At 69.8% G+C, this 24267-nt stretch carries 20 protein-coding genes and 1 tRNA gene; 8 read left to right on the plus strand and 13 right to left on the minus strand.

The window, feature by feature from the left end; genetic code table 11:
• Positions 1 to 81 precede the first annotated feature (81 nt).
• On the plus strand, positions 82 to 798 hold the full coding sequence (locus tag ACFY1U_RS04105; RefSeq protein ID WP_390692573.1) for an SIMPL domain-containing protein: 717 nt from the start codon (positions 82 to 84) through the stop codon (positions 796 to 798).
• A 143-nt stretch (positions 799 to 941) separates the two neighbouring features.
• On the plus strand, positions 942 to 2378 hold the full coding sequence (gene pyk / locus ACFY1U_RS04110; protein ID WP_390692574.1) for a pyruvate kinase: 1437 nt from the start codon (positions 942 to 944) through the stop codon (positions 2376 to 2378).
• Between the two features lie 45 nt (positions 2379 to 2423).
• Here the strand turns inward: pyk and ACFY1U_RS04115 are convergent, their stop codons facing one another.
• On the minus strand, positions 2424 to 2906 hold the full coding sequence (locus ACFY1U_RS04115; protein ID WP_390692575.1) for a hypothetical protein: 483 nt from the start codon (positions 2904 to 2906) through the stop codon (positions 2424 to 2426).
• Positions 2907 to 2993: 87 nt separating this feature from the next.
• Positions 2994 to 3076: transfer RNA gene (locus tag ACFY1U_RS04120), tRNA-Leu, on the minus strand.
• 99 nt (positions 3077 to 3175) lie between these two features.
• Here ACFY1U_RS04120 and ACFY1U_RS04125 point away from each other — a divergent pair.
• Complete coding sequence (locus ACFY1U_RS04125) at positions 3176 to 3832, plus strand: response regulator (protein WP_115908746.1); 657 nt, start codon at positions 3176 to 3178, stop codon at positions 3830 to 3832.
• Positions 3833 to 3917: 85 nt separating this feature from the next.
• Here the strand turns inward: ACFY1U_RS04125 and ACFY1U_RS04130 are convergent, their stop codons facing one another.
• The 9 genes from ACFY1U_RS04130 to ACFY1U_RS04170 form a co-directional block, all read right to left on the minus strand.
• Complete coding sequence (locus ACFY1U_RS04130; RefSeq protein WP_390692576.1) at positions 3918 to 4634, minus strand: ABC transporter ATP-binding protein; 717 nt, start codon at positions 4632 to 4634, stop codon at positions 3918 to 3920.
• Positions 4631 to 5527, minus strand: a complete 897-nt coding sequence (locus tag ACFY1U_RS04135; RefSeq protein WP_390692577.1) for an ABC transporter ATP-binding protein — start codon at positions 5525 to 5527, stop codon at positions 4631 to 4633. Before ACFY1U_RS04135 ends, ACFY1U_RS04130 begins: the two co-directional genes overlap by 4 nt.
• Before the next feature lie 6 nt (positions 5528 to 5533).
• The gene (locus ACFY1U_RS04140; protein ID WP_390692578.1) at positions 5534 to 7360 is read right to left on the minus strand and encodes a branched-chain amino acid ABC transporter permease; all 1827 of its coding nucleotides are present in this window, start codon (positions 7358 to 7360) and stop codon (positions 5534 to 5536) included.
• 5 nt (positions 7361 to 7365) lie between these two features.
• Entirely contained in the window at positions 7366 to 8298 is a 933-nt protein-coding gene (locus ACFY1U_RS04145) for a branched-chain amino acid ABC transporter permease (RefSeq protein WP_390692579.1), read from the minus strand.
• A 114-nt stretch (positions 8299 to 8412) separates the two neighbouring features.
• Positions 8413 to 9642, minus strand: a complete 1230-nt coding sequence (locus ACFY1U_RS04150) for a branched-chain amino acid ABC transporter substrate-binding protein (RefSeq protein ID WP_390692580.1) — start codon at positions 9640 to 9642, stop codon at positions 8413 to 8415.
• A gap of 286 nt (positions 9643 to 9928) precedes the next feature.
• Positions 9929 to 10543: a Tat pathway signal sequence domain protein gene (locus ACFY1U_RS04155; protein ID WP_390692841.1), complete on the minus strand. Its 615-nt coding sequence runs from the start codon at positions 10541 to 10543 to the stop codon at positions 9929 to 9931.
• Positions 10540 to 10794 (minus strand): hypothetical protein, encoded by a 255-nt coding sequence (locus tag ACFY1U_RS04160; RefSeq protein WP_390692581.1) that lies wholly within the window; start codon positions 10792 to 10794, stop codon positions 10540 to 10542. Before ACFY1U_RS04160 ends, ACFY1U_RS04155 begins: the two co-directional genes overlap by 4 nt.
• A 48-nt stretch (positions 10795 to 10842) precedes the next feature.
• The gene (locus ACFY1U_RS04165; RefSeq protein ID WP_390692582.1) at positions 10843 to 11331 is read right to left on the minus strand and encodes a PaaI family thioesterase; all 489 of its coding nucleotides are present in this window, start codon (positions 11329 to 11331) and stop codon (positions 10843 to 10845) included.
• Positions 11332 to 11383: 52 nt separating this feature from the next.
• Complete coding sequence (locus ACFY1U_RS04170) at positions 11384 to 13663, minus strand: FdhF/YdeP family oxidoreductase (protein ID WP_390692583.1); 2280 nt, start codon at positions 13661 to 13663, stop codon at positions 11384 to 11386.
• 146 nt (positions 13664 to 13809) lie between these two features.
• On the opposite strand from ACFY1U_RS04170, the gene polA reads away from it, so the two are divergent.
• Both polA and ACFY1U_RS04180 read left to right on the plus strand, forming a co-directional pair.
• Positions 13810 to 16533, plus strand: a complete 2724-nt coding sequence (polA, locus tag ACFY1U_RS04175) for a DNA polymerase I (RefSeq protein ID WP_390692584.1) — start codon at positions 13810 to 13812, stop codon at positions 16531 to 16533.
• A gap of 377 nt (positions 16534 to 16910) precedes the next feature.
• Entirely contained in the window at positions 16911 to 17270 is a 360-nt protein-coding gene (locus tag ACFY1U_RS04180; protein ID WP_390692585.1) for a hypothetical protein, read from the plus strand.
• Here ACFY1U_RS04180 and ACFY1U_RS04185 read toward each other — a convergent pair.
• Positions 17236 to 18093 carry a DUF4184 family protein gene (locus ACFY1U_RS04185; RefSeq protein WP_390692586.1) on the minus strand — a complete coding sequence of 286 codons (858 nt, stop codon included), beginning with the start codon at positions 18091 to 18093 and terminating at the stop codon, positions 17236 to 17238. The two genes, ACFY1U_RS04180 and ACFY1U_RS04185, sit on opposite strands and share 35 nt — an antisense overlap.
• Positions 18094 to 18436: 343 nt before the next feature.
• On the opposite strand from ACFY1U_RS04185, the gene ACFY1U_RS04190 reads away from it, so the two are divergent.
• The 3 genes from ACFY1U_RS04190 (at position 18437) to ACFY1U_RS04200 (ending at position 21474) form a co-directional block, all read left to right on the plus strand.
• Complete coding sequence (locus ACFY1U_RS04190) at positions 18437 to 20161, plus strand: lytic transglycosylase domain-containing protein (RefSeq protein WP_390692587.1); 1725 nt, start codon at positions 18437 to 18439, stop codon at positions 20159 to 20161.
• 164 nt (positions 20162 to 20325) lie between these two features.
• Positions 20326 to 20460, plus strand: a complete 135-nt coding sequence (locus ACFY1U_RS04195; RefSeq protein ID WP_390692588.1) for an SPW_0924 family protein — start codon at positions 20326 to 20328, stop codon at positions 20458 to 20460.
• 21 nt (positions 20461 to 20481) lie between these two features.
• On the plus strand, positions 20482 to 21474 hold the full coding sequence (locus ACFY1U_RS04200; RefSeq protein WP_390692589.1) for a DUF3068 domain-containing protein: 993 nt from the start codon (positions 20482 to 20484) through the stop codon (positions 21472 to 21474).
• Here ACFY1U_RS04200 and ACFY1U_RS04205 read toward each other — a convergent pair.
• Complete coding sequence (locus ACFY1U_RS04205) at positions 21464 to 24265, minus strand: ATP-dependent helicase C-terminal domain-containing protein (RefSeq protein ID WP_390692590.1); 2802 nt, start codon at positions 24263 to 24265, stop codon at positions 21464 to 21466. The two genes, ACFY1U_RS04200 and ACFY1U_RS04205, sit on opposite strands and share 11 nt — an antisense overlap.
• Positions 24266 to 24267 lie beyond the last annotated feature (2 nt).

Here is a 24267-nt window from a genome sequence, read left to right on the forward strand (position 1 = left end):
AGGTCCAGCAGGTTGCGATTGGATGACCGAAGCGGTCAACCACACGGCCCCAGCAGGCCAAGAGGTGACAGAGTGGGGCGTATGACCACCCCTTCGCCGGACACCCCCCACCCCGCCGTCCCCTACGGCACCCCCGACGCCCCCCGCATCGCCGTACGCGGCGAAGCCCACCTCGAAGTCGACCCCGAAATCGCCCGCATCGGCATCACCGTCGCCTCCCGTGGCAAAGACCGCCGCGCCGCCCTCGACGACCTCACCCGCCGCAACACCACCGCCCTCGACCTCATCAAGACCTACGGCGACGCCGTGGAGCGACTGGAGACCGGCTCCTTCTCCATCACCCCCGAACTCAAGGAACACGGCCGCGGCGAACGCATCCACGCCTACCACGGCCGCGTCCACATCACCGCCGAGCTCACCGACTTCACCGCCCTCGGCGAACTCACCACCCGCCTCGCCGACCTCGAACTCGCACGAGTCGACGGCCCCTGGTGGGCGCTGCGCCCCGACTCGCCCGCCCACCGCCAAGCCCGACAACAGGCCGTCAAAGAAGCAGTCCAGCGAGCCAGGGAATACGCCGAGGCCCTCGGCACCTCACTCGCGGCCCTTGTGGAACTCGCCGACATCGGCGCCGAAAACGCCCAGCCCTATCCACCCGCCCCCGGAGCCCGCATGCGCTCCATGGCCTACGGCGCACCCGCCGAGGACACCGCCGCCGCACTCGACCTCGAACCCCAACGCCAGCACGTGTACGCCGCCGTCAACGCCCGATTCACCATGGCACCGCCACAGCTCTAGAACCCAGATCCCGAGCCGTTCGAATGCTCATCGGAGCATGCATCTGCACACTTCAATACTTGTCAACACCCCTTCATCCAAAGGTTGTTGAGTAGTCACGCACACCAAATTCTCTACCCGCTGGTAAGGCCTACGCTCAAACCATGCGCCGAGCAAAAATCGTCTGCACCCTGGGCCCCGCCACCGACTCCTACGACCAGATCAAAGCCCTCGTAGAAGCCGGAATGGACGTAGCCCGCTTCAACCTCAGCCACGGCACCCACGCCGAACACGAGGACCGCTACCAGCGCGTGCGAAAGGCCGCCGACGAAACCGGCCGCAGCGTCGGACTCCTCGCCGACCTTCAAGGCCCGAAGATCCGCCTCGGTCACTTCGCCGAAGGCCCCGTACTCCTTGAACGCGGCGACACCTTCACCATCACGGTCGAAGAGGGCACCGAAGGCAACGGCCACACCTGCGGCACCACCTACCCCGGCCTCGCCACCGACGTCACCCCCGGCGAACGCATCCTCGTCGACGACGGCAAGGTCTGCCTCGAAGTCACCGCCGTCGACGGCCCCCGCGTCCACACCACGGTCGTCGAAGGCGGCATGGTCTCCGACCACAAAGGCCTCAACCTGCCGGGCGTCGCGGTCTCGGTCCCCGCCCTCTCGCCCAAGGACGAGGACGACCTCCGCTGGGCCCTGCGGACCGGCTTCGACGTCATCGCCCTCTCCTTCGTCCGCAGCGGCCGCGACATCGAAGACGTCCACCGCATCATGGACGAAGAGGCACGCCGACTGCCCGTCATCGCCAAGGTGGAGAAGCCGCAGGCGGTCGAGGCGATCGACGACATCGTGGCCGCCTTCGACGGCATCATGGTCGCGCGGGGGGATCTGGGCGTGGAAATGCCGCTGGAACAGGTCCCGATCGTCCAGAAACGCGCCATCAAACTGGCGAAGCGCAACGCCAAGCCGGTCATCGTGGCCACCCAGATGCTCGACTCGATGATCGAGAATTCGCGCCCCACGCGCGCGGAGGCCAGCGACGTCGCGAACGCCGTCATCGACGGCACGGACGCCGTGATGCTGTCCGGCGAGACGAGCGTCGGCAAATACCCCATCGAAACGGTCCGCACGATGGCCAAGATCGTCGAAGCGGCGGAGGAGGACATCCTCGCGAAGGGCCTCCCACCCCTGACGGAACGGAACAAGCCCCGCACCCAGGGCGGCGCGGTCGCCCGAGCGGCGGCGGAAATGGGTGACTTCCTGGGCGCGAAGTTCCTGGTCGCCTTCACCCAGTCCGGCGACACGGCCCGCCGCCTTTCCCGCTACCGCTCACCGATCCCGCTGCTGGCTTTCACGCCGGAGCCGGCGACGCGGTCGCAGCTGAGCCTGACGTGGGGTGCGGAGACGTTCCTCGGGCCGCATGTGGACTCGACGGATGCGATGGTCGAGCAGGTCGATGAGCTGTTGTTGAAGTACGGCCGCTGCCAGAAGGGGGACGTCGTGGTGATTACGGCGGGGTCGCCTCCGGGGGTTTCGGGGTCGACGAACATGGTGCGGGTGCATCACATTGGGGAGGATGACAGTCCCAAGTAGGGGGTCGGGGTTAGTACTTGGGGCCCACGTGGGCGTCCATGAGGGCTACGGAGGCTTTGCGGGCGACCGGCGCTCGTGTTTCTTGCCAGGGCCGTGCTGGGGGAACATGCAGGTCCAGTGCTTTGTGTACGACGTCACCTCGACGCAGCCCGGTTTGTGGCGTTGGCTGACGCGGGTTAGCGGCATGACCTTGCGCATGGCGTTCTCGGCGGCGGTGATGAGGCCCGTCTGCACGGCGTTGCAGAAGACCGACAGGTGGTTCTGTTTCGGCTTCGAGATGATGTGGCCATCGCCAAGGTAGAGGCCCAGAAGGTGCGCGTATGCGGTCGCATCGAACTCGCGGCCCGTGCATTTGGGGGAGTCCGTTGGCTCCTCGTACACCTCGCCGCGCGCTCTGCGGTCCTCGCTGCGCCACCACCCGACGGTCCCGCGCGGAATGTTGAGGCGCTCTGCGACCAGCCGATTGGGGACGCCCTGGCGCATGAGTGCGACGGCCTGGGCGCGAATCGAAGGGCTGTGCTGTTCCATGTGACCACTCTGCGTCACGGATCGTGACCATGTGCAGCAAAAAGCGGATGTTCACGAGAACGTGGACATCCGCTTTCTGATCAGAAGTGCCGGGTGCGGGATTCGAACCCGCAAGCCCTCTCGGGCAGATGTGTTTGAGACATCCGTGTATGCCATTCCACCAACCCGGCAAGACTGGCTGATCGGAAGCATACCGGGTCACCGCACGCAGCCGCAGCTAGGTAGGCTGCTCGCAGCAGCACCTGCCCGGCCCGTAACAAGGAGCCCCCGTGACCGCCCCCGAGTCGCCCCAGCCCGTAGACGCGCCCGACGACGACAAGTCGCACGTGCCTCCGCTGACGACCCGTGTCGTCATCGCCGAGGACGAGGCCCTGATCCGGCTCGACCTCAAAGAGATGCTGGAGGAAGAGGGCTACAGCGTCGTCGGCGAGGCCGGTGACGGCGAGCAGGCCGTCGAGCTCGCCCGTGAGCACAAGCCGGACCTCGTGATTCTCGACGTGAAGATGCCCAAGCTGGACGGTATCTCGGCGGCCGAGAAGATCGCCGAGGAGCGCATCGCCCCCGTCCTGATGCTTACGGCCTTCTCGCAGCGCGACCTCGTGGAGCGGGCTCGCGACGCCGGTGCGATGGCGTACCTCGTGAAGCCGTTCAGCAAGAGTGATGTCGTTCCGGCCATTGAGATGGCTGTCTCGCGCTTCACGGAGCTGAAGGAGCTGGAGAAGGAGGTCGCCGACCTCACGCTCCGCCTGGAGACGCGCAAGCTCGTCGACAGGGCGAAGTCCATCCTCCAGACGGAGTACGGGCTGACGGAGCCGGCCGCGTTCCGGTGGATCCAGAAGACGTCGATGGACCGTCGGATGTCGATGCAGCAGGTTGCGGAGGCGGTCATTCAGGACGCGGATGAGAAGAAGGCCGCGAAGGGCTGACCCCGGCGCCCGCACACGGACCGAGGCCCGCGTCCCTGGGGAACCAGGGGCGCGGGCCTCGTCGTACCAGCAAAAAAGGGCAGTCTCAGTCCTCGCCGAGGTACGCCTTGCGTACGGACTCGTCGTGCAGCAGGTCCTCGCCGGTGCCGGAGAGGACGATGTTGCCGACTTCCATGACGTGGCCGTGGTCGGCGAGTGAGAGTGCTGCCTGGGCGTTCTGCTCGACCAGGAGGATGGTCGTGCCCTGGGCCTTGAGTTCCACGATTGTCGCCATGATCTTCTGCATCATGATCGGGGAGAGGCCCATGGACGGTTCGTCGAGCATCAGCAGCTTGGGCTGGGACATGAGCGCGCGGCCCATGGCCAACATCTGCTGTTCGCCGCCGGAGAGGGTGCCGGCGGCCTGCTTGCGGCGCTCTCCCAGGATGGGGAAGAGGTCGTAGGCCCGCTGGATGTCCTTTTCGATGCCTGCCTTGTCGCTGCGGAGGAACGCGCCGAGGCGGAGGTTGTCCTCGATCGTCATGCGGGGGAAGATGTGCCGGCCTTCGGGGGAGTGTGCGAGGCCGAGGGAGACGATCTGGTGGGCGGGGATCTTCTTGAGCGACTTGCCGTTGAACTTGATCTGGCCGCCGACCGGCTTGAGCAGGCCGGAGAGCGTGCGCAGGGTGGTCGTCTTGCCGGCGCCGTTGGTGCCGATGAGGGTGACGACCTCGCCTGCCTCGACCTTGAAGGAGATGCCTTTGACGGCCTCGATCTTGCCGTAGGCGACGCGGAGGTCCTCGACCTCCAGGAGTGCGGTCATCGGTCGTTCTCCTTGCCGGGCGCGTCGGCCTGGTTCTCTGCGGCTTCGACCTCGGCGACTTCCGCGTCGCCGGGGGCGTTGTCGAAGGGTTCTCCGAGGTAGGCGGCGATGACGCGTTCGTCGCCCTGGACGGTTGCGCTGTCGCCCTCGACGAGCTTCTCGCCCTGTACGAGTACGGCGACGCGGTCGCAGAGGTTGAAGATGAACCGCATGTCGTGCTCGATGACGAGGACGGCGATGCCCATGTCGCGGATGGCGAAGACGAGTTCCTCGGTGGCCCGGGTCTCCTGCGGGTTCATGCCTGCCGTCGGCTCGTCGAGGAGCAGCAGGCCGGGCTCGCTGGCGAGGGCGCGCGCGATCTCCAGCTTGCGCTGCTCGCCGTAGGGCAGGTTGCGTGCGAGGTGTTCGGCCTTGTGTTGGAGGCCGATGAACTCGAGGAGTTCCATGGCTCGTTCGCGGGAGGCTTTTTCCGCGCGGTGGAAGCCGGGCCCGCGCAGGACGGCGGACCAGAAGCCTTCCTTGGTGCGGGTGTGGCGGCCGACGAGGACGTTTTCCAGGACTGTCATGTTGCCGAACAGTCGGATGTTCTGGAAGGTGCGGGCGATGCCTGCGGCGGTGACCTTGAAGGATTTCGGTGGCAGGACGTTGCCTTTGAAGCGGACTTCGCCCTCGGTGGGGATGTAGAGGCCGGTGAGGCAGTTGAAGAAGGTTGTTTTGCCTGCGCCGTTGGGGCCGATGAGGCCGACGATTTCGCCGCTGTTGACGGTGAGGTCGACGCCTCGTACGGCGGTGAGGCCGCCGAAGCGCATGGTGACGCCGCGGGCGTCGAGGACGGTTTCGCCGGGGGTGGTGGCGCCGGGGGTGCTGTCCTGGGTGGTGGTGTCGGTGGTCATGTGTGCTCAGGCCCCTGTCGTGCTCAGGACGGTGGGCGCTTCGGCCTCTTCGTGGAACTCCAGTTGGCGGCGCCGGTTGGCGACGAGGCCTTCGGGGCGGAAGCGCATCAGCAGGATGAGTGCGAGGCCGAAGGCAAAGAGCTGGTAGTCGCCGAGGAACTGGAGTTTGTTGGGGATGAGGTAGAGCAGGGAGGCGCCGATGAGGGGACCGCCGATGGTGCCCATGCCGCCGAGGACGACTGCGGCGAGCAGGAAGGCGGAGTTGGGGGGGATGGGTCCGGCGAACTGGTACTGCTCGGGGGTGACGGTGTAGGTGACGTGGGCCTGGACGGTGCCGGCGAGGCCGGCGAGGGAGGCGCCGACGGCGAAGGCGATGAGTTTGACCTTGAAGCCGTTGATGCCCATGGCGAGGGCGGCGGTTTCGTCCTCGCGGATGGCGACCCAGGCGCGGCCGATGCGGGAGTCGCCGCTGCGTCGGAAGACGAGGACGACGACGGCCGTGATGATCAGCATCAGCAGGAAGTAGTTGGCGAACCGGCCGATGGTGAAGCCAAGGATGTCGTGGGGGGCGCCGAGGTCCCAGCCGAGGATCTTCAGGTTCGGGATCGAGGAGATGCCGTTGGAGCCGTTGGTGAGGCTGGGGCCGGAGGTGCCGTCGAGGTTGTTGGCGGTGATGCGGAAGATCTCTCCGAAGCCCAGTGTCACGATGGCCAGGTAGTCGCCGCGCAGTCGCAGGGTGGGGGCGCCGATGACGACGCCGAAGACGAGCGAGGCCAGTGCGCCGACGAGGACGGCTGCCCAGAACGGGAAGTGCACGTGGAAGGGTGAGCTGGGGGAGCCGGAGACCAGGGCGGCGGCGTAGGCGCCGACGCCGAGGAAGGCGACGTAGCCGAGGTCGAGGAGGCCGGCGAGGCCGACGACGATGTTGAGGCCGAGGGCGACGGTGGCGAAGATCAGGATGTAGACGCCGAGGGTCGCGTACTGGTCGTCGGTCTGGGTGAAGGGGAACAGGGCCGCTGCGACGAAGGCGCCGATGACGGTGATGTTCTGGTGCCGGGCGGTGATCTGGGTGGCCTGGGCGACGAGGCCGGACTTGTTGAGGGCGGCGAAGCCGAAGCCGGCGGTGATGAGGAAGCCGATGAAGAGTTCGTCGTACTCGGTGCCGATGCCGTAGGTGAAGACGAGCAGGCTCAGGGCGAGGACGCCGGCGATGATCAGGATCTCGACGTAGGCGGGGAGTTTGCCGACGGGGCGGGGGGAGCCTGCGGCGAAGGCGGCCTTGATGGTGTCCCGCTTGTGGGCGGCCTTGTTCTTGAACTTTTCCCAGTCGCTGTCGTCGGGGTCGATCGGGTCGGGCTCGGGGTGTTGGAAGGGCAGTGCCAGGGAGCCGATGAGTGCGGCGAGTGTGGCGATGGCGACGAGGAAGCCGCCCGGGTCGAGGTTGACGAGGCCGCCGAGTTCGTCGCTGATCGCGATGACCGTGTACCAGGCGGTGGCGAAGGAGGCGAGGGCGGCGAATCTGAGGGCGGCGTCGCCGCCGGCGGGTACGAGGTGGCGGAGGCCCTTGATTCCGTAGCCGGCGAGGCCGAAGAGGGTGGTGAGGGCGCCGCCGATGAGGACGAGGACCTGCAGGCCGCCCGGGTAGCCGTAGACGGTGAGGTCGCCGGGGAACGCGGCGGTCCAGGTCCATGACATGAACGTGGATACGACGGTGAGTATGCCGCCGCCGGTGGCGAGGGCGCGGCCGATGGGCGTCGGGATGCCGATGAGGCCGGTCGGGGTCGACGCGGCGGGGGTGCCCGGGGTTTCGGGTGCGGTGGTCTGTGTGGTCATCGGTGTCACGCCCTGTCCGCGACGCGCTCGCCGAGCAGGCCCTGGGGCCTGAAGAGGAGCACGAGGATGAGGAGTACGAAGGCCCAGACGTCGGCCCAGGACTGGCTGCCGAACTTTTCCATGCCGGGGATGTTGGAGATGTATGCGGAGGCGAGGGTTTCGGCGACTCCGAGGACGACGCCGCCGATCATGGCTCCGTAGATGTTGCCGATGCCGCCGAGGACGGCTGCGGTGAAGGCCTTGAGGCCGAGGATGAAGCCCATGCGGAAGTCGATCTCGCCGTACTTGAGGCCGTAGGCGACGCCTCCGACGGCGGCGAAGGTGGCGCCGAGGGCGAAGGCGACCACGATGATGCGGTCGGTGTTGATGCCCATGAGTTTGGCGGTGTCGGGGTCCTGGGCGGTGGCCTGCATACCGCGGCCGGTGCGGGTCTTCATCACGAAGTAGGCGAGGACGGCCATGCTGATGGGGGCGGCGATGAGCAGGAAGATGTCGCCGGTCTGGATGGTGACGTCGCCGATGTGGAAGGGGCCGCCGTCGATCTGGGGGAAGGTGATCGAGGACTTGGCGTGCGGGTACCAGGCCCAGACCGCCTGCTGGAGGGCGAGGGAGAGGCCGATGGCGGTGATGAGGGGCGCGAGGCGGGGGGCGGTGCGCAGTGGGCGGTAGGCGAACCGTTCCGCTCCGACGGCGACCGTGACGGAGACGATGATCGCGCCGATGAGCATCAGCGGCAGGGCGATCAGCATGGATGTGCCGTCCGGCAGGACGTACAGGTAGACCGTCAAAGCGCCGAAGGCTCCGGTCATGAAGATCTCGCCGTGGGCGAAGTTGATGAGCTGGACGATGCCATAGACCATCGTGTAGCCGATGGCGACCAGCCCGTACATGGATCCCAGTAGCAGGCCGTTGACCAGCTGCTGCGGCAGTTCGTTCACCGCATGTCCTCCGAGACTATTCGGATGTTTTCGACGGATGGGGCCGGATGCGAGAACGCGCGGGGCGCTTGTGGAACAGCGCCCCGCGCGGCTCGTGAGTGGTGCGGGTGAGGGTCAGCCGGTGTAGGTACCGGACTTGACGGCGGCGAAGGCACCGTTCTTGACGGCGTAGACGGTGAGCTGCTTGTTGGTGGCGTCACCGAACTCGTCGAAGGAGACCTTGCCGGTCACACCGTCGAAGGAGACGTTCTGCATGGCTGCGGTGATCTTGGCGCGGGCGTCGGAGGGCAGCTTGCCGCCGTTGTCGGCGACGACCTTCTTGACGGCCTGGATGATGGCCATGGTGGAGTCGTAGGAGTAGCCGCCGTAGGCGCCGTAGTCCTCCGAGTAGCCGCCCGCCTTGTAGTCCGCGACGAACTTCTTGGCGGAGGGGAGGGTGTCGACGGGCGCGCCGACGGAGGTGGCGAGGTCGCCGTTGCTCTTGGGGCCGGCCAGCTTGATGTAGGTCGGGTCGAAGATGCCGTCACCGCCGACCACCGGGATGTTGGCGCCCGCTGCCTTGATCTGCTTGCTGAGCGGGCCGCCGTTCGGGTACTCGCCACCGAAGTAGACGACGTCGGCGCCGGAGTTCTTGACCTGGGTGGCGACCGAGGAATAGTCCTTGGTGTCGGGGTTGATGTGCTGGGTGCCGACGACCTTTCCGCCCAGCTTCGTGAACTCCTGGGTGAACGTGGCGGCGAGGCCGACGCCGTAGGTGCCCTTGTTGTCGATGACGAAGACCTTCGTCTTCTTGCTGGTGTTGTAGACGTACTGCGCGGCGAAGGGGCCCTGGATGGCGTCCGTGGTCGCGGTGCGGAAGTACGACTTGAAGGGGCGGACCTTCTTCGTCTGCCAGTTGGTGCCCTGGGTCAGGGTGGGGTTGGTGTTGGCCGGGGAGACCTCGACCAGCTTGGCGTCGTCGAAGACCTTCTGCATGGCCTGGGCGACGGCGGAGTTCAGCGGGCCGACCACGCCGAGGACGCTCTTGTCGGCGACCAGGGCGGTGGCGTTCTGCTGTCCGGCGGAGGCCTGCTTCTGGTCGTCCTTGGCCTCGATCTTGAAGGTGATGCCGTCGACCAGCTTTTCCTTGTTGGCCGTCTTGACGGCCAGGTCCACGGAGTTCTTGATGCCCAGGCCCAGAGCGGACAGGTCGCCGGTCAGCGGGGCGTCGACCCCGATGGTGACGGTGGTGCCGCCGCTGCTGGAGCCCCCCTTGTCGCTGCTGCCGCGCGAGCCGCAGGCGGTGAGGGTGAGTGCTCCCGCTGCCAGCGTGGCGGTTATGGCGATGAGCGAACGTTGACGCACGGTCAGTCCTTTCCCTGGACGGCACTCCCTCCTGGAAGTGGCCGAGTCGTGGTGCCGGGTCGAAGTGGGACTTCGGCAGCACGGTGACTGGCGGTGACTCTAAGCGGGTTGAGGAAGTCTGGAGGAGGGTCTGGGTGAGGCTGTGACTGTCTTGTTATGACATCGCGTAATGCAGAGCGGTGCTCGGTGGGTGGAACAGCGGAATTCCAGCCGATTCGCCCTGTCCACATTCTGAGAACCTGCAGGACTCACCGGGTACTGTCAGGTGCTTCAAGCATTTTGGTAATTACGCGGAGCTGTGGTTGCAGATGCCTTGCAGGGCGGTTGTGAGGTGCTGTGCGTAACGCTGCCCCAGGATGAAACTGTGGACTTCTATTGCACGCGTATTACGCAGAGTTACGTCCAGGAAAGGGAGTCCGGCGCTTTCCGGTGCTTTCCGGCATTGCGTGACGTGCATGGTGATCACGACCCTGCGGCTTCTTCCCGCCTGCGTCCGGAACGGCGTGCGGGGCTGCGTGGTCAGGGACATGCCGGCGTAGGGCTGGGTGATGTCTCTGACGGTGACCGGCGGGCCCGACAGCACGCTCAGGTCCACCGCGAAGCTGAAGCTCTCGGGCTGCGCCGGCTTCGGTGCGGTCACGGGGTCGATGTAGGTGAGGTCCACGACCTGGGACGGGTAGGGCGGGGCGGGGGCCGGCGGCTTGTGCGGCCGGGTGAGATAGAGGTAGGCGCCGCCCGCGAACAGGACGGCGGCCATGACGGCGCTGAGGGTGGCGCGCCGGTGCCGGTCGTACCACTGCGGGAGGCGTCCGCGCGGGCGGCGGGGCGGGGCGGTGTGCACCTCCGGGGCGTCCCATGCGCGGGTGCCCTCGCCCGGTTCGACGGGGCCGACGCTGCTCACTGCCACGGCCCGTTGCTCGCACTGCCGGTGCGGTACCGGTCCCGGCAGTCATCGTGCGCCCGGCGTCCGATCAACTCGTCGGCGCCTTTGGCGCGTTGGCGTTTGCTGCCCATCGTCTCATGGTCCCCGTGGATGCCGCTGTCCAGCACCTCGCGCGACCGGTGAGAGACGACCCGGCACAGTCCGCCCGTCACCACTGCCGGCACGCAGCCCGGCGCCGCCCCCGCCCGGAGGGCTCCTCCCGTTCTCATGGCATGACGCTATGGCCTGATCGGCGGGTCGGGCCAGAGGCGGGACGGTCAGCCGGCGGCGCTCACATGCGCCCCGTCGCCGGGCCGGACGTCGCGCAGCAGGCAGGTCAGGCGGGCGCTGCACACGCGCCGTCCCTCTTCGTCGCTGATCACGATCTCGTACGTGGCGGTGGAGCGGCCGCGGTGCAGGGGTGTGGCGACGCCGGTGACCAGGCCGGAGCGGGCGCCGCGGTGGTGGGTGCAGTTCAGGTCGACGCCGACCGCGATCTTGGAGCTGCCGCCGTGGAGCATGGAGCCGACGGAGCCGAGGGTCTCGGCGAGGACGGCGGAGGCGCCGCCGTGCAGCAGGCCGTAGGGCTGGGTGTTGCCCTCGACGGGCATGGTGCCGACGACGCGGTCCGCGGAGGCCTCGACGATCTCCACGCCCATGCGGGTGCCGAGGTGTCCGGCGGAGAAGAGAGCCGGGAGGTCGACGCCGAGTGCGGCGTACTCGTCGATGACCTCCTGCGGGAACTTCACGTGCTGCTGCTCGCCCATGGGTCCGGCTCCGTTCGTCCTGATCACTCGTCCAGCCTGCCTGAGCAAACGCTCAGTCGGTCGCCGATTGTTCCAGACGTACGATGACGGACTTGCTGGCCGGGGTGTTACTGGTGTCCGCGGTGGAGTCCAGCGGCACGAGAACGTTGGTTTCGGGGTAGTAGGCGGCGGCGCAGCCGCGTGCCGTGGGGTAGTGCACGACGCGGAAGCCGGGCGCTCTGCGCTCCACGCCGTCCTTCCACTCGCCGACCAGGTCGACGTACGAGCCGTCGGCGACGCCGAGCGCCCGTGCGTCCTCGGGGTGGACCAGGACGACGCGGCGGCCGTTCTTGATGCCGCGGTAGCGGTCGTCGAGGCCGTAGATGGTGGTGTTGTACTGGTCGTGCGAGCGCAGCGTCTGCAGCAGCAGACGGCCTTCGGGCAGCTTCGGGTACTCCACGGGCGCCGCCGTGAAGTTCGCCTTGCCTGTCGCCGTCGGGAAGCGGCGTTCGTCGCGCGGGGCGTGGGGGAGGGTGAAGCCGCCGGGGCGGGCCACGCGCGCGTTGAAGTCCTCGAAGCCGGGGACCACGCGCGCGATGCGGTCGCGGATGGTGGCGTAGTCCTTCTCGAACTCCTCCCAGGGCATCGTGTCCTCCTCGCCCAGCACACGGCGGGCCAGGCGGCAGATGATCGCCGGCTCCGACAGCAGGTGTGTGCTCGCGGGCTCCAGGCGGCCGCGGGAGGCGTGCACCATGCCCATGGAGTCCTCCACGGTCACGAACTGCTCGCCACTGCCCTGCATGTCGCGCTCGGTGCGGCCGAGGGTGGGAAGGATCAGGGCACGCGCGCCCGTGACCACGTGCGAGCGGTTGAGCTTGGTCGACACGTGCACGGTGAGGCGGGCGCGCCGCATGGCCGCCTCGGTGACCTCGGTGTCGGGCGAGGCGGACACGAAGTTGCCGCCCATCGCGAAGAACACCTTCGCCCGGCCGTCGCGCAGGGCGCGGATGGCCTGGACGACGTCGTAGCCGTGCTCGCGCGGCGGTGCGAAGCCGAACTCCTTCTCCAGGGCGTCCAGGAAGGCGGGGGCGGGGCGCTCGAAGATGCCCATCGTCCGGTCGCCCTGCACGTTCGAGTGACCGCGCACCGGGCACACGCCCGCACCCGGGCGGCCGATGTTGCCGCGCAGCAGAAGGAAGTTGACGACCTCGCGGATGGTCGGCACGGAGTGCTTGTGCTGGGTCAGGCCCATCGCCCAGCACACGATGGTGCGCTTGGAGGCCAGGACCATCTTCAGGGCCGCGTCGATCTCCGCGCGCGTGAGACCGGTCGCGGCCAGGGTCTCGTCCCAGTCGGCTGCCTTGGCGGCTGCGGCGAACTCCTCGTAGCCGTGGGTGTGTTCGCGCACGAACTCCTCGTCGACCGCGCCCTCGCTCTCCAGGACGAGCTTGTTGAGGAGGCGGAAGAGGGCCTGGTCGCCGCCGATGCGGATCTGCAGGAACAGGTCGTTGAGGGCGGCGCCCTTGAGCATGCCCTGCGGGGTCTGCGGGTTCTTGAACCGCTCCAGGCCGGCCTCGGGCAGCGGGTTCACGCTGATGATCTTCGCGCCGTTGGCCTTGGCCTTCTCCAGGGCGGAGAGCATGCGCGGGTGGTTGGTGCCCGGGTTCTGGCCGGCGACGATGATCAGGTCGGCCTTGTAGAGGTCCTCCAGCAGGACGCTGCCCTTGCCGATGCCGATGGTCTCGCTCAGCGCCGAACCGGACGACTCGTGGCACATGTTGGAGCAGTCGGGCAGGTTGTTCGTGCCGAGCCGGCGGGCGAACAGCTGGTAGAGGAAGGCCGCCTCGTTGCTGGTGCGCCCCGAGGTGTAGAAGAGCGCCTCGTCGGGGGAGGCGAGGGCGGAGAGCTCCTCGGCGACGATGTCGAAGGCGCGCTCCCAGCTCACCGGCTCGTAGTGGGTGCCCCCTTCGGGCAGATGCATGGGGTGGGTGAGCCGGCCCTGCTGCCCCAGCCAGTAACCGCTGCGGGAGGCGAGGTCGGCGACGGAGTGCGCGGCGAAGAACTCCGGGGTGACCCGGCGCAGGGTGGCCTCCTCGGCGACCGCCTTCGCGCCGTTCTCACAGAACTCCGCCTTGTGCCGGTGGTCCGGCTCCGGCCAGGCGCAGCCCGGGCAGTCGAAGCCGTCCTTCTGGTTGACACGCAGCAGCGTCAGCGCCGTCCGCTTCACGCCCATCTGCTGCTGGGCGATGCGCAGGGTGTGCCCGATGGCGGGCAGCCCCGCCGCCGCGTGCTTGGGCCCGGCGACCTGCGGCGCGTCCTGGACCGGATCACCCTTGGGCGGCTTCGTCGCCATCGCGCACTCTCCATTCACAGACACCTGCGAGCTACCACTTCGATCCTCGCACGCGCCGCTGACAGCGCGGGTCCCAGGGCGTGCGGAGAGCGGGCGTCAGGCGTGCGGGGGTCTGAGTGTCAGTGGGGCGTGGCAGGATCGGGGACGTGGCAGAGACAGCATCGAAGAAGACCGAGACGACCTCCGGCGGCAAGCGGCCCCGCCTCATGCTCATGGACGGGCACTCGCTGGCCTACCGAGCGTTCTTCGCGCTGCCCGCGGAGAACTTCACGACCGCGACCGGGCAGCCGACGAACGCGATCTACGGCTTCGCGTCGATGCTGGCCAACACCCTGCGTGACGAGGAGCCCACGCACTTCGCGGTGGCCTTCGACGTCTCCCGCAAGACCTGGCGCTCCGAGGAGTTCACGGAGTACAAGGCCAACCGCTCCAAGACCCCGGACGAGTTCAAGGGCCAGGTCGAGCTGATCGGCGAGCTCCTGGACGCGATGCACGCGGCACGGTTCGCGGTCGACGGCTTCGAGGCGGACGACGTCATCGCCACCCTCGCCACCCAGGCCGAGGCCGAGGGCTTCGAGGTGCTGATCGTCACCGGCGACCGCGACTCCTTCCAGCTGGTCAGCGAGCACACGACGGTGCTGTATCCGACGAAGGGCGTCTCCGAGCTGACCCGGTTCACCCCGGAGAAGGTCTTCGAGAAGTACGGGCTGACGCCCGCGCAGTACCCCGACTTCGCTGCGCTGCGCGGCGACCCGTCCGACAACCTGCCGGGCATCCCCGGCGTCGGGGAGAAGACCGCCGCGAAGTGGATCAACCAGTTCGGTTCGTTCGCGGAGCTCGTCGAGCGCGTCGAGGAGGTCAAGGGCAAGGCCGGGCAGAACCTGCGCGAGCACCTGGAGGCGGTCAAGCTCAACCGCCGCCTGACCGAGATGGTGCGTACGGTCGAGCTGCCCAAGGCGGTCGCCGACCTGGAGCGCGCCCCCTACGACCGCACGGCCGTCGCGATGGTCCTGGACACCCTGGAGATCAGGAACCCCTCGCTGCGTGAGCGGCTGCTGGCCGTCGACCCGGGTGGCGAGGAGGCCGAGGCGACGCCGGCGGCCCCGGGTGTGGAGCTGGACGGGACGGTGCTGGGCACGGGCGAGCTGGCCGGCTGGCTCACCGAGCACGGCACCGGGACGCTCGGCATCGCCACGGTCGATGCCTGGGCACTGGGCACCGGCTCGGTCGCCGAGGTCGCTCTCGCCACCGCCGAGGGGCCGGCCGCCTGGTTCGACCCGTCCCAGCTGGACGAGGCCGACGAGAACGCGTGGGCGGCGTGGCTGGCCGCCGAGGACCGCCCCAAGGTCCTGCACAACGCCAAGGGCGCCATGCGCGTCCTGGCCGAGCACGGCTGGTCCGTCGCCGGAGTCTCGATGGACACCGCCCTTGCCGCCTATCTGGTCAAGCCGGGCCGCCGTTCCTTCGACCTGGACGCGCTGTCCCTGGAGTACCTGGGCCGTGAGCTGGCCCCCGCCGCCGCGGCCGACGGGCAGCTCGCCTTCGGCGCCGACGACGGCGCGGAGGCCGAGGCGCTCATGGTGCAGGCCCGCGCGATCCTCGACCTCGGCGAGGCCTTCCGTGGCCGTCTGGAGGAGGTCGGCGCCACGGACCTGCTGCGCGACATGGAACTGCCCACCTCGATCCTGCTCGCCCGCATGGAGCGGCACGGCATCGCCGCCGACCGGGCCCACCTGGAGGCCATGGAACAGATGTTCGCGGGCGCCGTGCAGCAGGCGGTGAAGGAGGCGCACGCGGCGGCGGGCCACGAGTTCAACCTGGGCTCGCCCAAGCAGCTCCAGGAGGTCCTCTTCGGCGAGCTGGGCCTGCCCAAGACGAAGAAGACCAAGACCGGCTACACCACCGACGCCGACGCCCTGGCCTGGCTCGCCACCCAGACGGACAACGAACTGCCGGTGGTCATGCTCCGTCACCGCGAGCAGGCGAAGCTGCGCGTCACCGTCGAGGGCCTGATCAAGACGATCGCCGCCGACGGCCGCATCCACACCACCTTCAACCAGACGGTCGCCGCGACCGGCCGCCTGTCGTCCACGGACCCCAACCTGCAGAACATCCCCGTCCGGACGGACGAGGGCCGCGCCATCCGCCGTGGCTTCGTCGTCGGCGAGGGTTTCGAGTCGCTGATGACCGCCGACTACAGCCAGATCGAACTGCGCGTGATGGCCCATCTCTCCGAGGACGAGGGCCTGATCGAGGCGTTCACCTCCGGTGAGGACCTGCACAACACGGTCGCCGCGCAGGTCTTCTCGGTCGACCGGGAGCACGTCGACGCGGAGATGCGCCGCAAGATCAAGGCCATGTCGTACGGCCTGGCGTACGGTCTGTCGGCCTTCGGCCTGTCCCAGCAGCTGAACATCGACGCGGGCGAGGCACGGGTCCTGATGGACACCTACTTCGAGCGGTTCGGCGGCGTCCGGGACTATCTGCGCCGCGCCGTCGACGAGGCACGGGCCACGGGCTACACGGCGACCCTCTTCGGCCGCCGCCGCTATCTGCCCGATCTCAACAGCGACAACCGCCAGCGCCGCGAGGCGGCCGAGCGGATGGCTCTGAACGCGCCGATCCAGGGCACCGCCGCGGACATCGTCAAGATCGCCATGCTGAAGGTGGACGACGCGCTGCGGGCGGCGGACCTCACCTCCCGCATGCTCCTGCAGGTCCACGACGAAATCGTCCTGGAGATCGCCCCCGGCGAGCGTGCCGCCGCGGAGGAGATCGTCCGCCGCGAGATGGCTGACGCCGTGCATCTGAGGGTGCCGCTCGGTGTCTCGGTGGGGGTGGGGTCCGACTGGGAGTCGGCTGCGCATTAGCCTCCGGCGGTGGGCGAGGGTTCGGTGCTGCTGGCCAGGCGGCGAACGGGCCTTCCGGCCAGGGGTGAGTCCTCCACGCAGGGGCTCGTCGTGGCTGGTCGCGCAGTTCCCCGCGCCCCTTCGGGGGCGCGGTGGCTGGTCGCGCCCACGCGGCGGAGCCGCATATCGACACAGCCCCGCGCCCCTTCAGGGTGCGGCCGAACCCGGCGCGCAGGGGCGAGCCCTCTGAGCAAGAGGCCCGCGCTCTTTGCGGGCGCGGTCGAACCCGGCGCGCACGGGCGAGCCCCCGCCGCACCCGTCATGCCCCGCAGGGAACCGTCACTCAGGTGGCCCCCGCGAAAAGGCCCCCACCGCCTTCGCACCGTAAGGATGCGGGCATGGGTATACGCATGCTCAACCGCCGGCCGGCGGGAGCGGAGGCGAGTGCCGAGACGGCGCCCGTCGTGCCACCCGCGCCGGTGCCGGCCTTCGCCGCTCGTGCAAGCACCGCCCGCATCCCCACCGACCTCGCCGTCGTCCTGCGCCGCACGGCGGCGGGCCTCCGGCGCCTGCTGCCGCGGCCCGGTTCGGGATCCGCGGAGCCGCCCGCCTGGCGGCTGTGGGCGGGGCTGGGGCGCAGTTACGTCGCCGGGCTGCTCGTCCGTGTCCGCCGCGGCCGCCACGCCCGTACCGTCAGGGTGTTCATCGTGACCGCGGGCACCCTCACCGACCGGCCGGACGGCCCTGCTCCGCGCTGACCCGCTCCGGCTCCCCGGCAGACGGCACCGGCCGCCACACCCGGACCCCGGCCACGTACAGCAGCAGCCCGAGCAGCAGCCCCGCGCCCGCACCGAAGCACACGGCCGGAATCAGCTCCCAGGGCCCCGCCACCGCGCCCCAGTACGCCCACCACCGCACCGCCCGCTCCACGGCCCACGCCCCCGCACACCCGCAGAGCACCACACAGGCCCACCACCGGTCCCGCACCGACAGCACGGGGACCGCACGCGGAACCGGGTGCGCCGGAGCCCTGCGCAGCGCCCGCGTCACCCATGCTCCGATCACCACCGCGCCCACCACCGAACTCCCGTACTGCAGGTCCGAGTACAGGGGAGACCCCCACAGCACCCGGCCCAGCACCGGAAACAGCCGCACGCCCCACCGGTCGTGATGCGTGAAGGCGTCCCACACCACATGGGTCAGGGCGCCGAGCGCCGCGGAGGCGTACCACCACCCCGCCAGGGACGGCCGTAGGCGCGCGCGTGGCGACCCGCAGCGCAGCAGGACGGCCGGCCGCGGCTGCCAGGGCCGCGGCAGCAGCGCCACCAGCGGCTCCCGCACCAGCAGCCACAGCCCGACCAGTGCCCAGGCCACCAGCACGTCGACCGTGAAGACGCCGAAGAAGGAGTGCGTGACCTCTCCGAACTCCATCGCACCGGGCACCGCACTTGCCGCGTAATAGGTCATGTCGGGCGCGAAGGAACCGGCCACGAGGACGGCCGGAATCAGTCGTCCTCGGCCGGATCCGTCGCTGCGTACGGCGGGCAGGACGGCGGCCGCATGGCTCAGGGTGAACGGCAACTGGGCTCCTCACGCCGGACATTGCCCGAGCGGACGGCCCGGGTGATCGCTCCGGTCCAGTATGCGTGCCACGATTCCACGCCATTCGTACATGACCAACTGGTGAATATCGGGCACGAACGGGTCCCCGTGGAAAGGAAGTTGTCGTAGGGTCGCCTGGGTCACCGTGCCGGGCGGCACGGTCGAACAGGTGAACACGGCGGCTCGACAGGAATCCGAGAGAAACAAGAGAGCGAAACGAGGGCAACCCGCACGCCGGGTCGATCGTCACAACAGGGCGGGCGCACTGTGCGCCGGGCAGACGAAGACGGGCGCTGACGCGTCCACGGGAGGGGTTCACTCTATGGCGGCGCAATTCGGCATGAGGCTGCGCAAAGGAGCGGCAACCACAGCCGTGGCAGCGGCCGCGGTCGCTGCCCTGTCCGCGTCCCAGGCTCCGGGGGTCACAGTCGACGACCACGGCAGACGGACCGCCTCGGAGGCCCAGCCCTCACCGGATGTGACCGCGGGCGACGGCGCCGCGACCGGCAACTCGCCGTACTACACCGATCTTCCGCCGCTCAACAGCCCGAACCCCTCGCCGACTCCGGGTGCCACCGGCACCCCCGTGGCGCAAGGCGCCGCCGAGGCGGGCATACCGGCCACCGTCCTCGACGCCTACAAGAAGGCCGAGGCCGAGCTGCGCGCGTCCAAGCCCGGCTGCAACCTGCCCTGGCAACTGCTCGCCGCGATCGGCAAGGTGGAGTCGGGCCAGGCCCGCGGCGGCCGCGTCAACGCCGACGGCACCACGATCACCCCGATCCTCGGGCCTCAGCTCGACGGCAACGGCTTCGCGCTGATCAAGGACACCGACGGCGGCAAGTACGACGGCAACAGCAGCTACGACCAGGCCGTCGGCCCCATGCAGTTCATCCCGTCGACCTGGGCGTGGGCGGGCCGCGACGGCAACGGCGACGGGGTCAAGGACCCCAACAACGTCTACGACGCCGCCCTGGCCGCCGGCCACTACCTGTGCCGCAACGGCTGGGACCTGTCCGTGCCGGCCGACCTCAACCAGGCCATCCTCAGCTACAACGACTCCCAGGACTACCTGCACACCGTCCTGTCGTGGCTGGAGTACTACCGAAAGGGCACCCACGAGATCCCGGACGGCAGCGGCAGCGTCCCCTCGGGCCGCAGCGACGACGGCCAGAAGGCCAATCCCAAGCCCTCGCCCACGCCGCCCGCCAAGCCGAAGCCGCCGAGCAGCGGCTCCCCGACCCCCGGCGCACCGCCGTCGGGCACGCCCGGCACGCCGAGCACGCCAGGCAGCCCGTCGCCCACCCCCACCCCCACCCCCACCGACACCGTGGACCGCCTGGCGGACGCGGGCACCGCGAAGCTCACCGCGATGGCCGGTGACCCGTTCACCAAGAAGATCAGCACCAAGGCCGTGACCAAGTCCGGCAAGGCGGTCGGCAAGGTCAGGGTCCGCTTCACCGTGGTCGGCGACACCGACACCACCTTCACCGGCGGCGAGTCCGTCGCCACGGTGGTCACCAACAGCTCCGGCGTGGCCGTCGCCCCCACCCTGCAGGCGGGCGAGAAGACGGGCGACTTCACCGTCCGCGCCACCGTCGTGGGCCGCGCGGTCACCGGCCTCGACTACACCGCCACCGTCACCGAGCGCGTCGCCGACAGCGTCGTGCGCACCAGCGACACCGCGCTGACCTGCACCCCGGGCGGCGAGTTCGCCGACCAGGCCGAGGTGAAGGCCATCTACAAGGGTGCCGTCGCCGACAAGGTCGCGGTCACCGCAACGCTGATCAAGTCGGTGCTCGACCCGACCGAGAACGACAAGGGCCCCTACTTCAAGGACGCCGACGGCAAGGCCGTACGCACCCTGACCGGCCTCACGACCGATGCCAAGGGCCTGCTGACGCTGCCGAAGCTGTACGCCGACGACAACACCGGCAACTTCATCCTCCGCATCACCACCGCGGGCGGTGCAACCCTCGACATCCAGCTGACGGTCGCGGCGCCCGACTCCTCGTCGAGCCCCAGCCCGTCACCCAGCCCCTCCGCGTAATTCCCCGTATCGTCCCTGCGACGGCGGCGGTGCTCCTCGGCCAGAGGGCGCCGCCGCCGTCGTTGTGTGTGCAACGTGTTCTCATCTCGCTCGCCCGTTGCTACGGTGCCGGACCTGACGATGTATCAGTTCCCGTCCGTGTTCCCGTCCCCGGGGAGGCAGGCATGCGCGCCCTGATCGCCGCCGCGACCGGTCTCGCCGTCGCCCTCGCGCTGGTCTTCACGATCACGGCCATGGGCAGTCCCACGGGCAGGACGTCCCCGAAACCGCTGCTGACGACGGTGCCCGCACACCCGTAACCGCCCGGGAGGGAGGCCGAGATGCGCCGCAAGGCCAGTCTGGTCCTGCTCGCCTTCGCCGTGTTCTTCGCGGCGCTGTCCCCGCTGCTGCGCTGGTACGCCTTCCCGCGCCTGGCCAAGATCCCGGCCGACCAGTACCAGGACATGGTCCTCGAGGCGAAGAACGCGACCCTCCTCGACTACGGCACGATGAAGGCCCGCACGGTCCCCGAGGTCACCATCGTGCAGACCCTCAAGGGCAATGTGGAGGCCGCGAAGAAGATCGAGAAGACGGCCGGGCGGGACGTCGTCGTCTGGGACGGCCTCTCCTATGTCCAGGGCCCTGACGGCAAGATGGTCTCGCGGATCCCCGAGCGCTACATCTTCGACGCCCACAGCCAGGCCCCGGTCCACGCCACCGGTGAGATGGTCGACGGCGACCCGGTGAAGCGGACGGGCATCGAGTTCAAGTGGCCGTTCCTGACGCAGAAACGGGACTACGAGTACTTCGACGCCCAGACCCGCACCACCAACCCCATCCACTACAAGGGCACTCAGAACTTCCGCGGCCTGGAGGTCTACTACTTCGAGCAGACCATCCCCTGGACCAAGGTCAAGTTCCCCCGGACCATGCCCGTCCAGGGCATCACCCCCGAGTCGGTCGCGAAGACAGGCACCACGCGCTGGTACACCACGGTCCGCAAGTTCTGGGTCGAGCCCGTCACCGGCGCCCCCGTGTACGGCGAGGAGATCCACAAGGAGGAACTCCGCGGCGGCACGCTCCTGGGAGGCCGGGACAAGGTCACCGCCTTCGCCGGCCACGTCAAGATGCGCGAGGACTACATCAGGCACACCGTCGCCCTGGTCAAGTCCAACCGCACCCTGGTCCTGCTGATGACGTCCTATCTGCCCTGGGGCTTCCTGACCCTCGGCGTCCTGCTGCTCGCCCTGTCACTGTGGCTCGAGGCCCGCAGCCGCCGCCCCGGCGACCCGGAACCGGCCGAGTCCACCACGGCGGAACCGGTCACCGCCTGAGCCGCGCATTCGTGTGCCGGGTCGGCTCCGCGCCGGCGGGATCCTCCGGCCACGGATGCTTCGGATACCGGCCGCGCAGCTCCGCCCGTACGCCCTTGTAGCCGTCCCTCCAGAAGGAGGCGAGGTCGGCCGTGACCGCTGCCGGGCGGCCGGCGGGGGAGAGCAGATGCACCAGCAGCGGCACCCCCGCGACGGCGGGCGACTCGTGCAGCCCGAACATCTCCTGCAACTTCACCGCGAGCACCGGCTGCTCCGGATTGCCGTAGTCGATCCGGATCCTGGACCCACTGGGAACGGCGATCCGCTCCGGGGCGAGCTCGTCGAGCCGCCCCGCCTCCCCCGAGGCCCACGGCAGCAGGCGGGTGAGCGCCTGGCCCGCGTCGATCCGCGCGAGGTCGGCCCGCCGCCGGGCCCGGCCCAGCTCGGGCTCCAGCCACTCGTCCACGCGCGCGTGCAGCGCATCGTCGGTGACGTCGGGCCACGGCGCCCCCAGATGCAGACGCAGAAACGCCAGCCGCTGCCGCAGCACGAGCGCGTCGGGCGACCACCTGAGCAGCCCGAACCCTTCCTGCCGCAGCCCTTCGAGGAGCGCAGCGCGTACGCGTACGGGGTCGGCGTCCGCGAGCGGTCGCACCGCCAGCTCGATCGCCCCCAGTCGCTCCACCCGCCGCGCCACGACGTCCCCGTCGGCCCAGTGGACCTCCTGGCCCTCGGAGTACAGCGAGGCCGCCGCCGACCGGGCCAGGTCCTCGTCCACAGCGGCGGCGAGCTGCACGCGCGCGTGCCCGTTGCCCACGGGACGATCCGCGACGGCCACCGCGATCCAGTCGGCGCCGCGCAGAGGACTGCCGTCGCGGAGTTCGGCGCGTGTCCCGGAGGCCATGAGAAACGATCCACCGTCGGCCTTGGCCACCCGCTCGGGAAAGGCAAGGGCCGCCACCACCCCGACAAGACGGTCATCACCACCATCCGCCCCCGACGGGCCGAGCGCGAACGAAGCGGCGACCGCGCCACCCTGACCGCCCCGAGGACCCACACCGCTACCGGCCGCGGCGGGTCGCAGGCGCTGTGCCTCGTCGGGACGAGGAGGCCCGGTGGCTGCGTTGCTGTTGGCCGTCCGGGGTGTGGCGTCGGTGCCGCCTGTCCCTGGATCGGGCTCCCTGGCCGGTGGCCGCAACTCCGTGGCGGCGGGCCGCAGGCGTTGCGCTTCCTCGGGGAGAGCAGGCGCGCTGCCGGCCGTCGCGGGCGAGGCGTCGGTGCCGTCGTCGTCCGGAACGGATTCCCCGCCCGGTGGCCGTGTGAACTCCTTCGCGACGGCCCGCAGGCGCTGTGCTTCCGTGCGCCAGCGCGTCGCATAGGGGTCGCCGCCGCGGCGTGCGGAGCGCAGAGCGGTGGCCAGGTCGTCGCCGTAGTCGCGCGGAGGCTCCTCGGAGAGCAGCGCCACCGCCTCGGCGCCCTCGCCGGCCGTGTCCAGCAGGGCCCGGCCCAGCCGCGGATGCACGCCGAGCCGGGCCAGTGCGGCGCCCCGCTTCGTGGCCCGTCCGGCGGGGTCCACCGCTCCGATCGCCCTCAGCACGGCCCGCGCCGCCGCCATCGCCCCGCCCGGCGGCGGGTCCAGCAGCGCCAGCCCGGACGCATCCGGATCGCCCCAGCACGCCGACTGCAGGGCGAACGCCGTCAGGTCGGCCAGCTTGATCTCCGGCGCCGGGAAACGCGGCAGGCGGGCGTCCTCGGCCTCCGTCCAGCACCGGTAGACCGCTCCCGGCGCCTCACGCCCGGCCCGCCCCGCCCGCTGCCGTCCGGCCGCCTGCGAGGCCCGCACCGTCGTCAGCGCACTCAGCCCGCGGCCGTGGTCGACACGCGGCTCACGCGCCAGCCCCGAGTCGACGACCACCCGCACACCCGGGACCGTCAGCGACGACTCGGCCACCGACGTGGCAAGCACGACCCGGCGCCGTTCACCCGGCGCCAGCACAGCGTCCTGCACGGCGGCCGGCGCCCTCCCGTGCACCTGCAGCACCTCGACGCCGCCCAGCTCGCCCAACTGCCCCGCCACGCGCGCGATCTCGCCCACGCCCGGCAGGAAGCACAGCACGTCTCCGTCCCGCTCGCCCAGCGCCCGCCGCACCACCGACGCCACATGCGTCAGCAGCGCCGGATCGACCCGCATGCCGTGCGGCGGCCGCACCGGACGGGACGGCGGGGCCCACACCACCTCCACCGGATGCGAGACGCCCTCGGCCTCGACCACGGGCGCCCCGCCCAGCAACCGCGCCCACCCCTCGGCGTCCGTGGTCGCCGACGCGGCCACCAGCCGCAGTTCCGGCCGCAGCGTCTCCCGTACGTCCCACAAGAAGGCCGCCGCGGTGTCCGCGTCCAGATGCCGCTCATGGCACTCGTCGAGCACCACCACGTCCACACCGGCCAGCTCCTGATCGCGCTGCAGCCGCTGCAGCAGCACCCCGGTCGTCACGACCTCCACGCGCGCACGGCGCCCGACGACCCGCTCGCCGCGCACGGTGTACCCGACGCTCCCGCCGGCCTTCTCGCCCAGCAGCCACGCCATGCGCCGGGCAGCGGCACGGGCCGCGATACGACGCGGTTCGGCCACCACCACACGGCGCGCGGGCCCGTCCCCGAGCAGCCCGGCCAGCGCCAACGGCACCAGCGTCGTCTTGCCGGTGCCGGGCGGCGCCACCAGAACGGCGGTGCCGTGCCCCTCCAGCGCATCGCTCAGGGCGGGCAGCGCACCACGTACCGGCAGCGCGTCCAGGGCGTCGTAACGGATCACGC

Source organism: Streptomyces sp. NPDC001351 (assembly GCF_042896045.1).
Classification (GTDB): Bacteria; Actinomycetota; Actinomycetes; order Streptomycetales; family Streptomycetaceae; genus Streptomyces.

Excerpts from the sequence above, each read along its gene's own strand:
- ACFY1U_RS04135 (WP_390692577.1), bottom strand. The coding sequence starts at position 5,527 with ATGACCACCGACACCACCACCCAGGACAGCACCCCCGGCGCCACCACC.
- ACFY1U_RS04190 (WP_390692587.1), top strand. The coding sequence starts at position 18,437 with ATGGCGGCGCAATTCGGCATGAGGCTGCGCAAAGGAGCGGCAACCACA.
- ACFY1U_RS04170 (WP_390692583.1), bottom strand. The coding sequence starts at position 13,663 with ATGGCGACGAAGCCGCCCAAGGGTGATCCGGTCCAGGACGCGCCGCAG.
- pyk (WP_390692574.1), top strand. The coding sequence starts at position 942 with ATGCGCCGAGCAAAAATCGTCTGCACCCTGGGCCCCGCCACCGACTCC.
- ACFY1U_RS04180 (WP_390692585.1), top strand. The coding sequence starts at position 16,911 with ATGGGTATACGCATGCTCAACCGCCGGCCGGCGGGAGCGGAGGCGAGT.
- ACFY1U_RS04160 (WP_390692581.1), bottom strand. The coding sequence starts at position 10,794 with ATGAGAACGGGAGGAGCCCTCCGGGCGGGGGCGGCGCCGGGCTGCGTG.
- ACFY1U_RS04105 (WP_390692573.1), top strand. The coding sequence starts at position 82 with ATGACCACCCCTTCGCCGGACACCCCCCACCCCGCCGTCCCCTACGGC.
- ACFY1U_RS04130 (WP_390692576.1), bottom strand. The coding sequence starts at position 4,634 with ATGACCGCACTCCTGGAGGTCGAGGACCTCCGCGTCGCCTACGGCAAG.
- ACFY1U_RS04140 (WP_390692578.1), bottom strand. The coding sequence starts at position 7,360 with ATGACCACACAGACCACCGCACCCGAAACCCCGGGCACCCCCGCCGCG.
- ACFY1U_RS04200 (WP_390692589.1), top strand. The coding sequence starts at position 20,482 with ATGCGCCGCAAGGCCAGTCTGGTCCTGCTCGCCTTCGCCGTGTTCTTC.
- ACFY1U_RS04115 (WP_390692575.1), bottom strand. The coding sequence starts at position 2,906 with ATGGAACAGCACAGCCCTTCGATTCGCGCCCAGGCCGTCGCACTCATG.
- ACFY1U_RS04195 (WP_390692588.1), top strand. The coding sequence starts at position 20,326 with ATGCGCGCCCTGATCGCCGCCGCGACCGGTCTCGCCGTCGCCCTCGCG.
- ACFY1U_RS04165 (WP_390692582.1), bottom strand. The coding sequence starts at position 11,331 with ATGGGCGAGCAGCAGCACGTGAAGTTCCCGCAGGAGGTCATCGACGAG.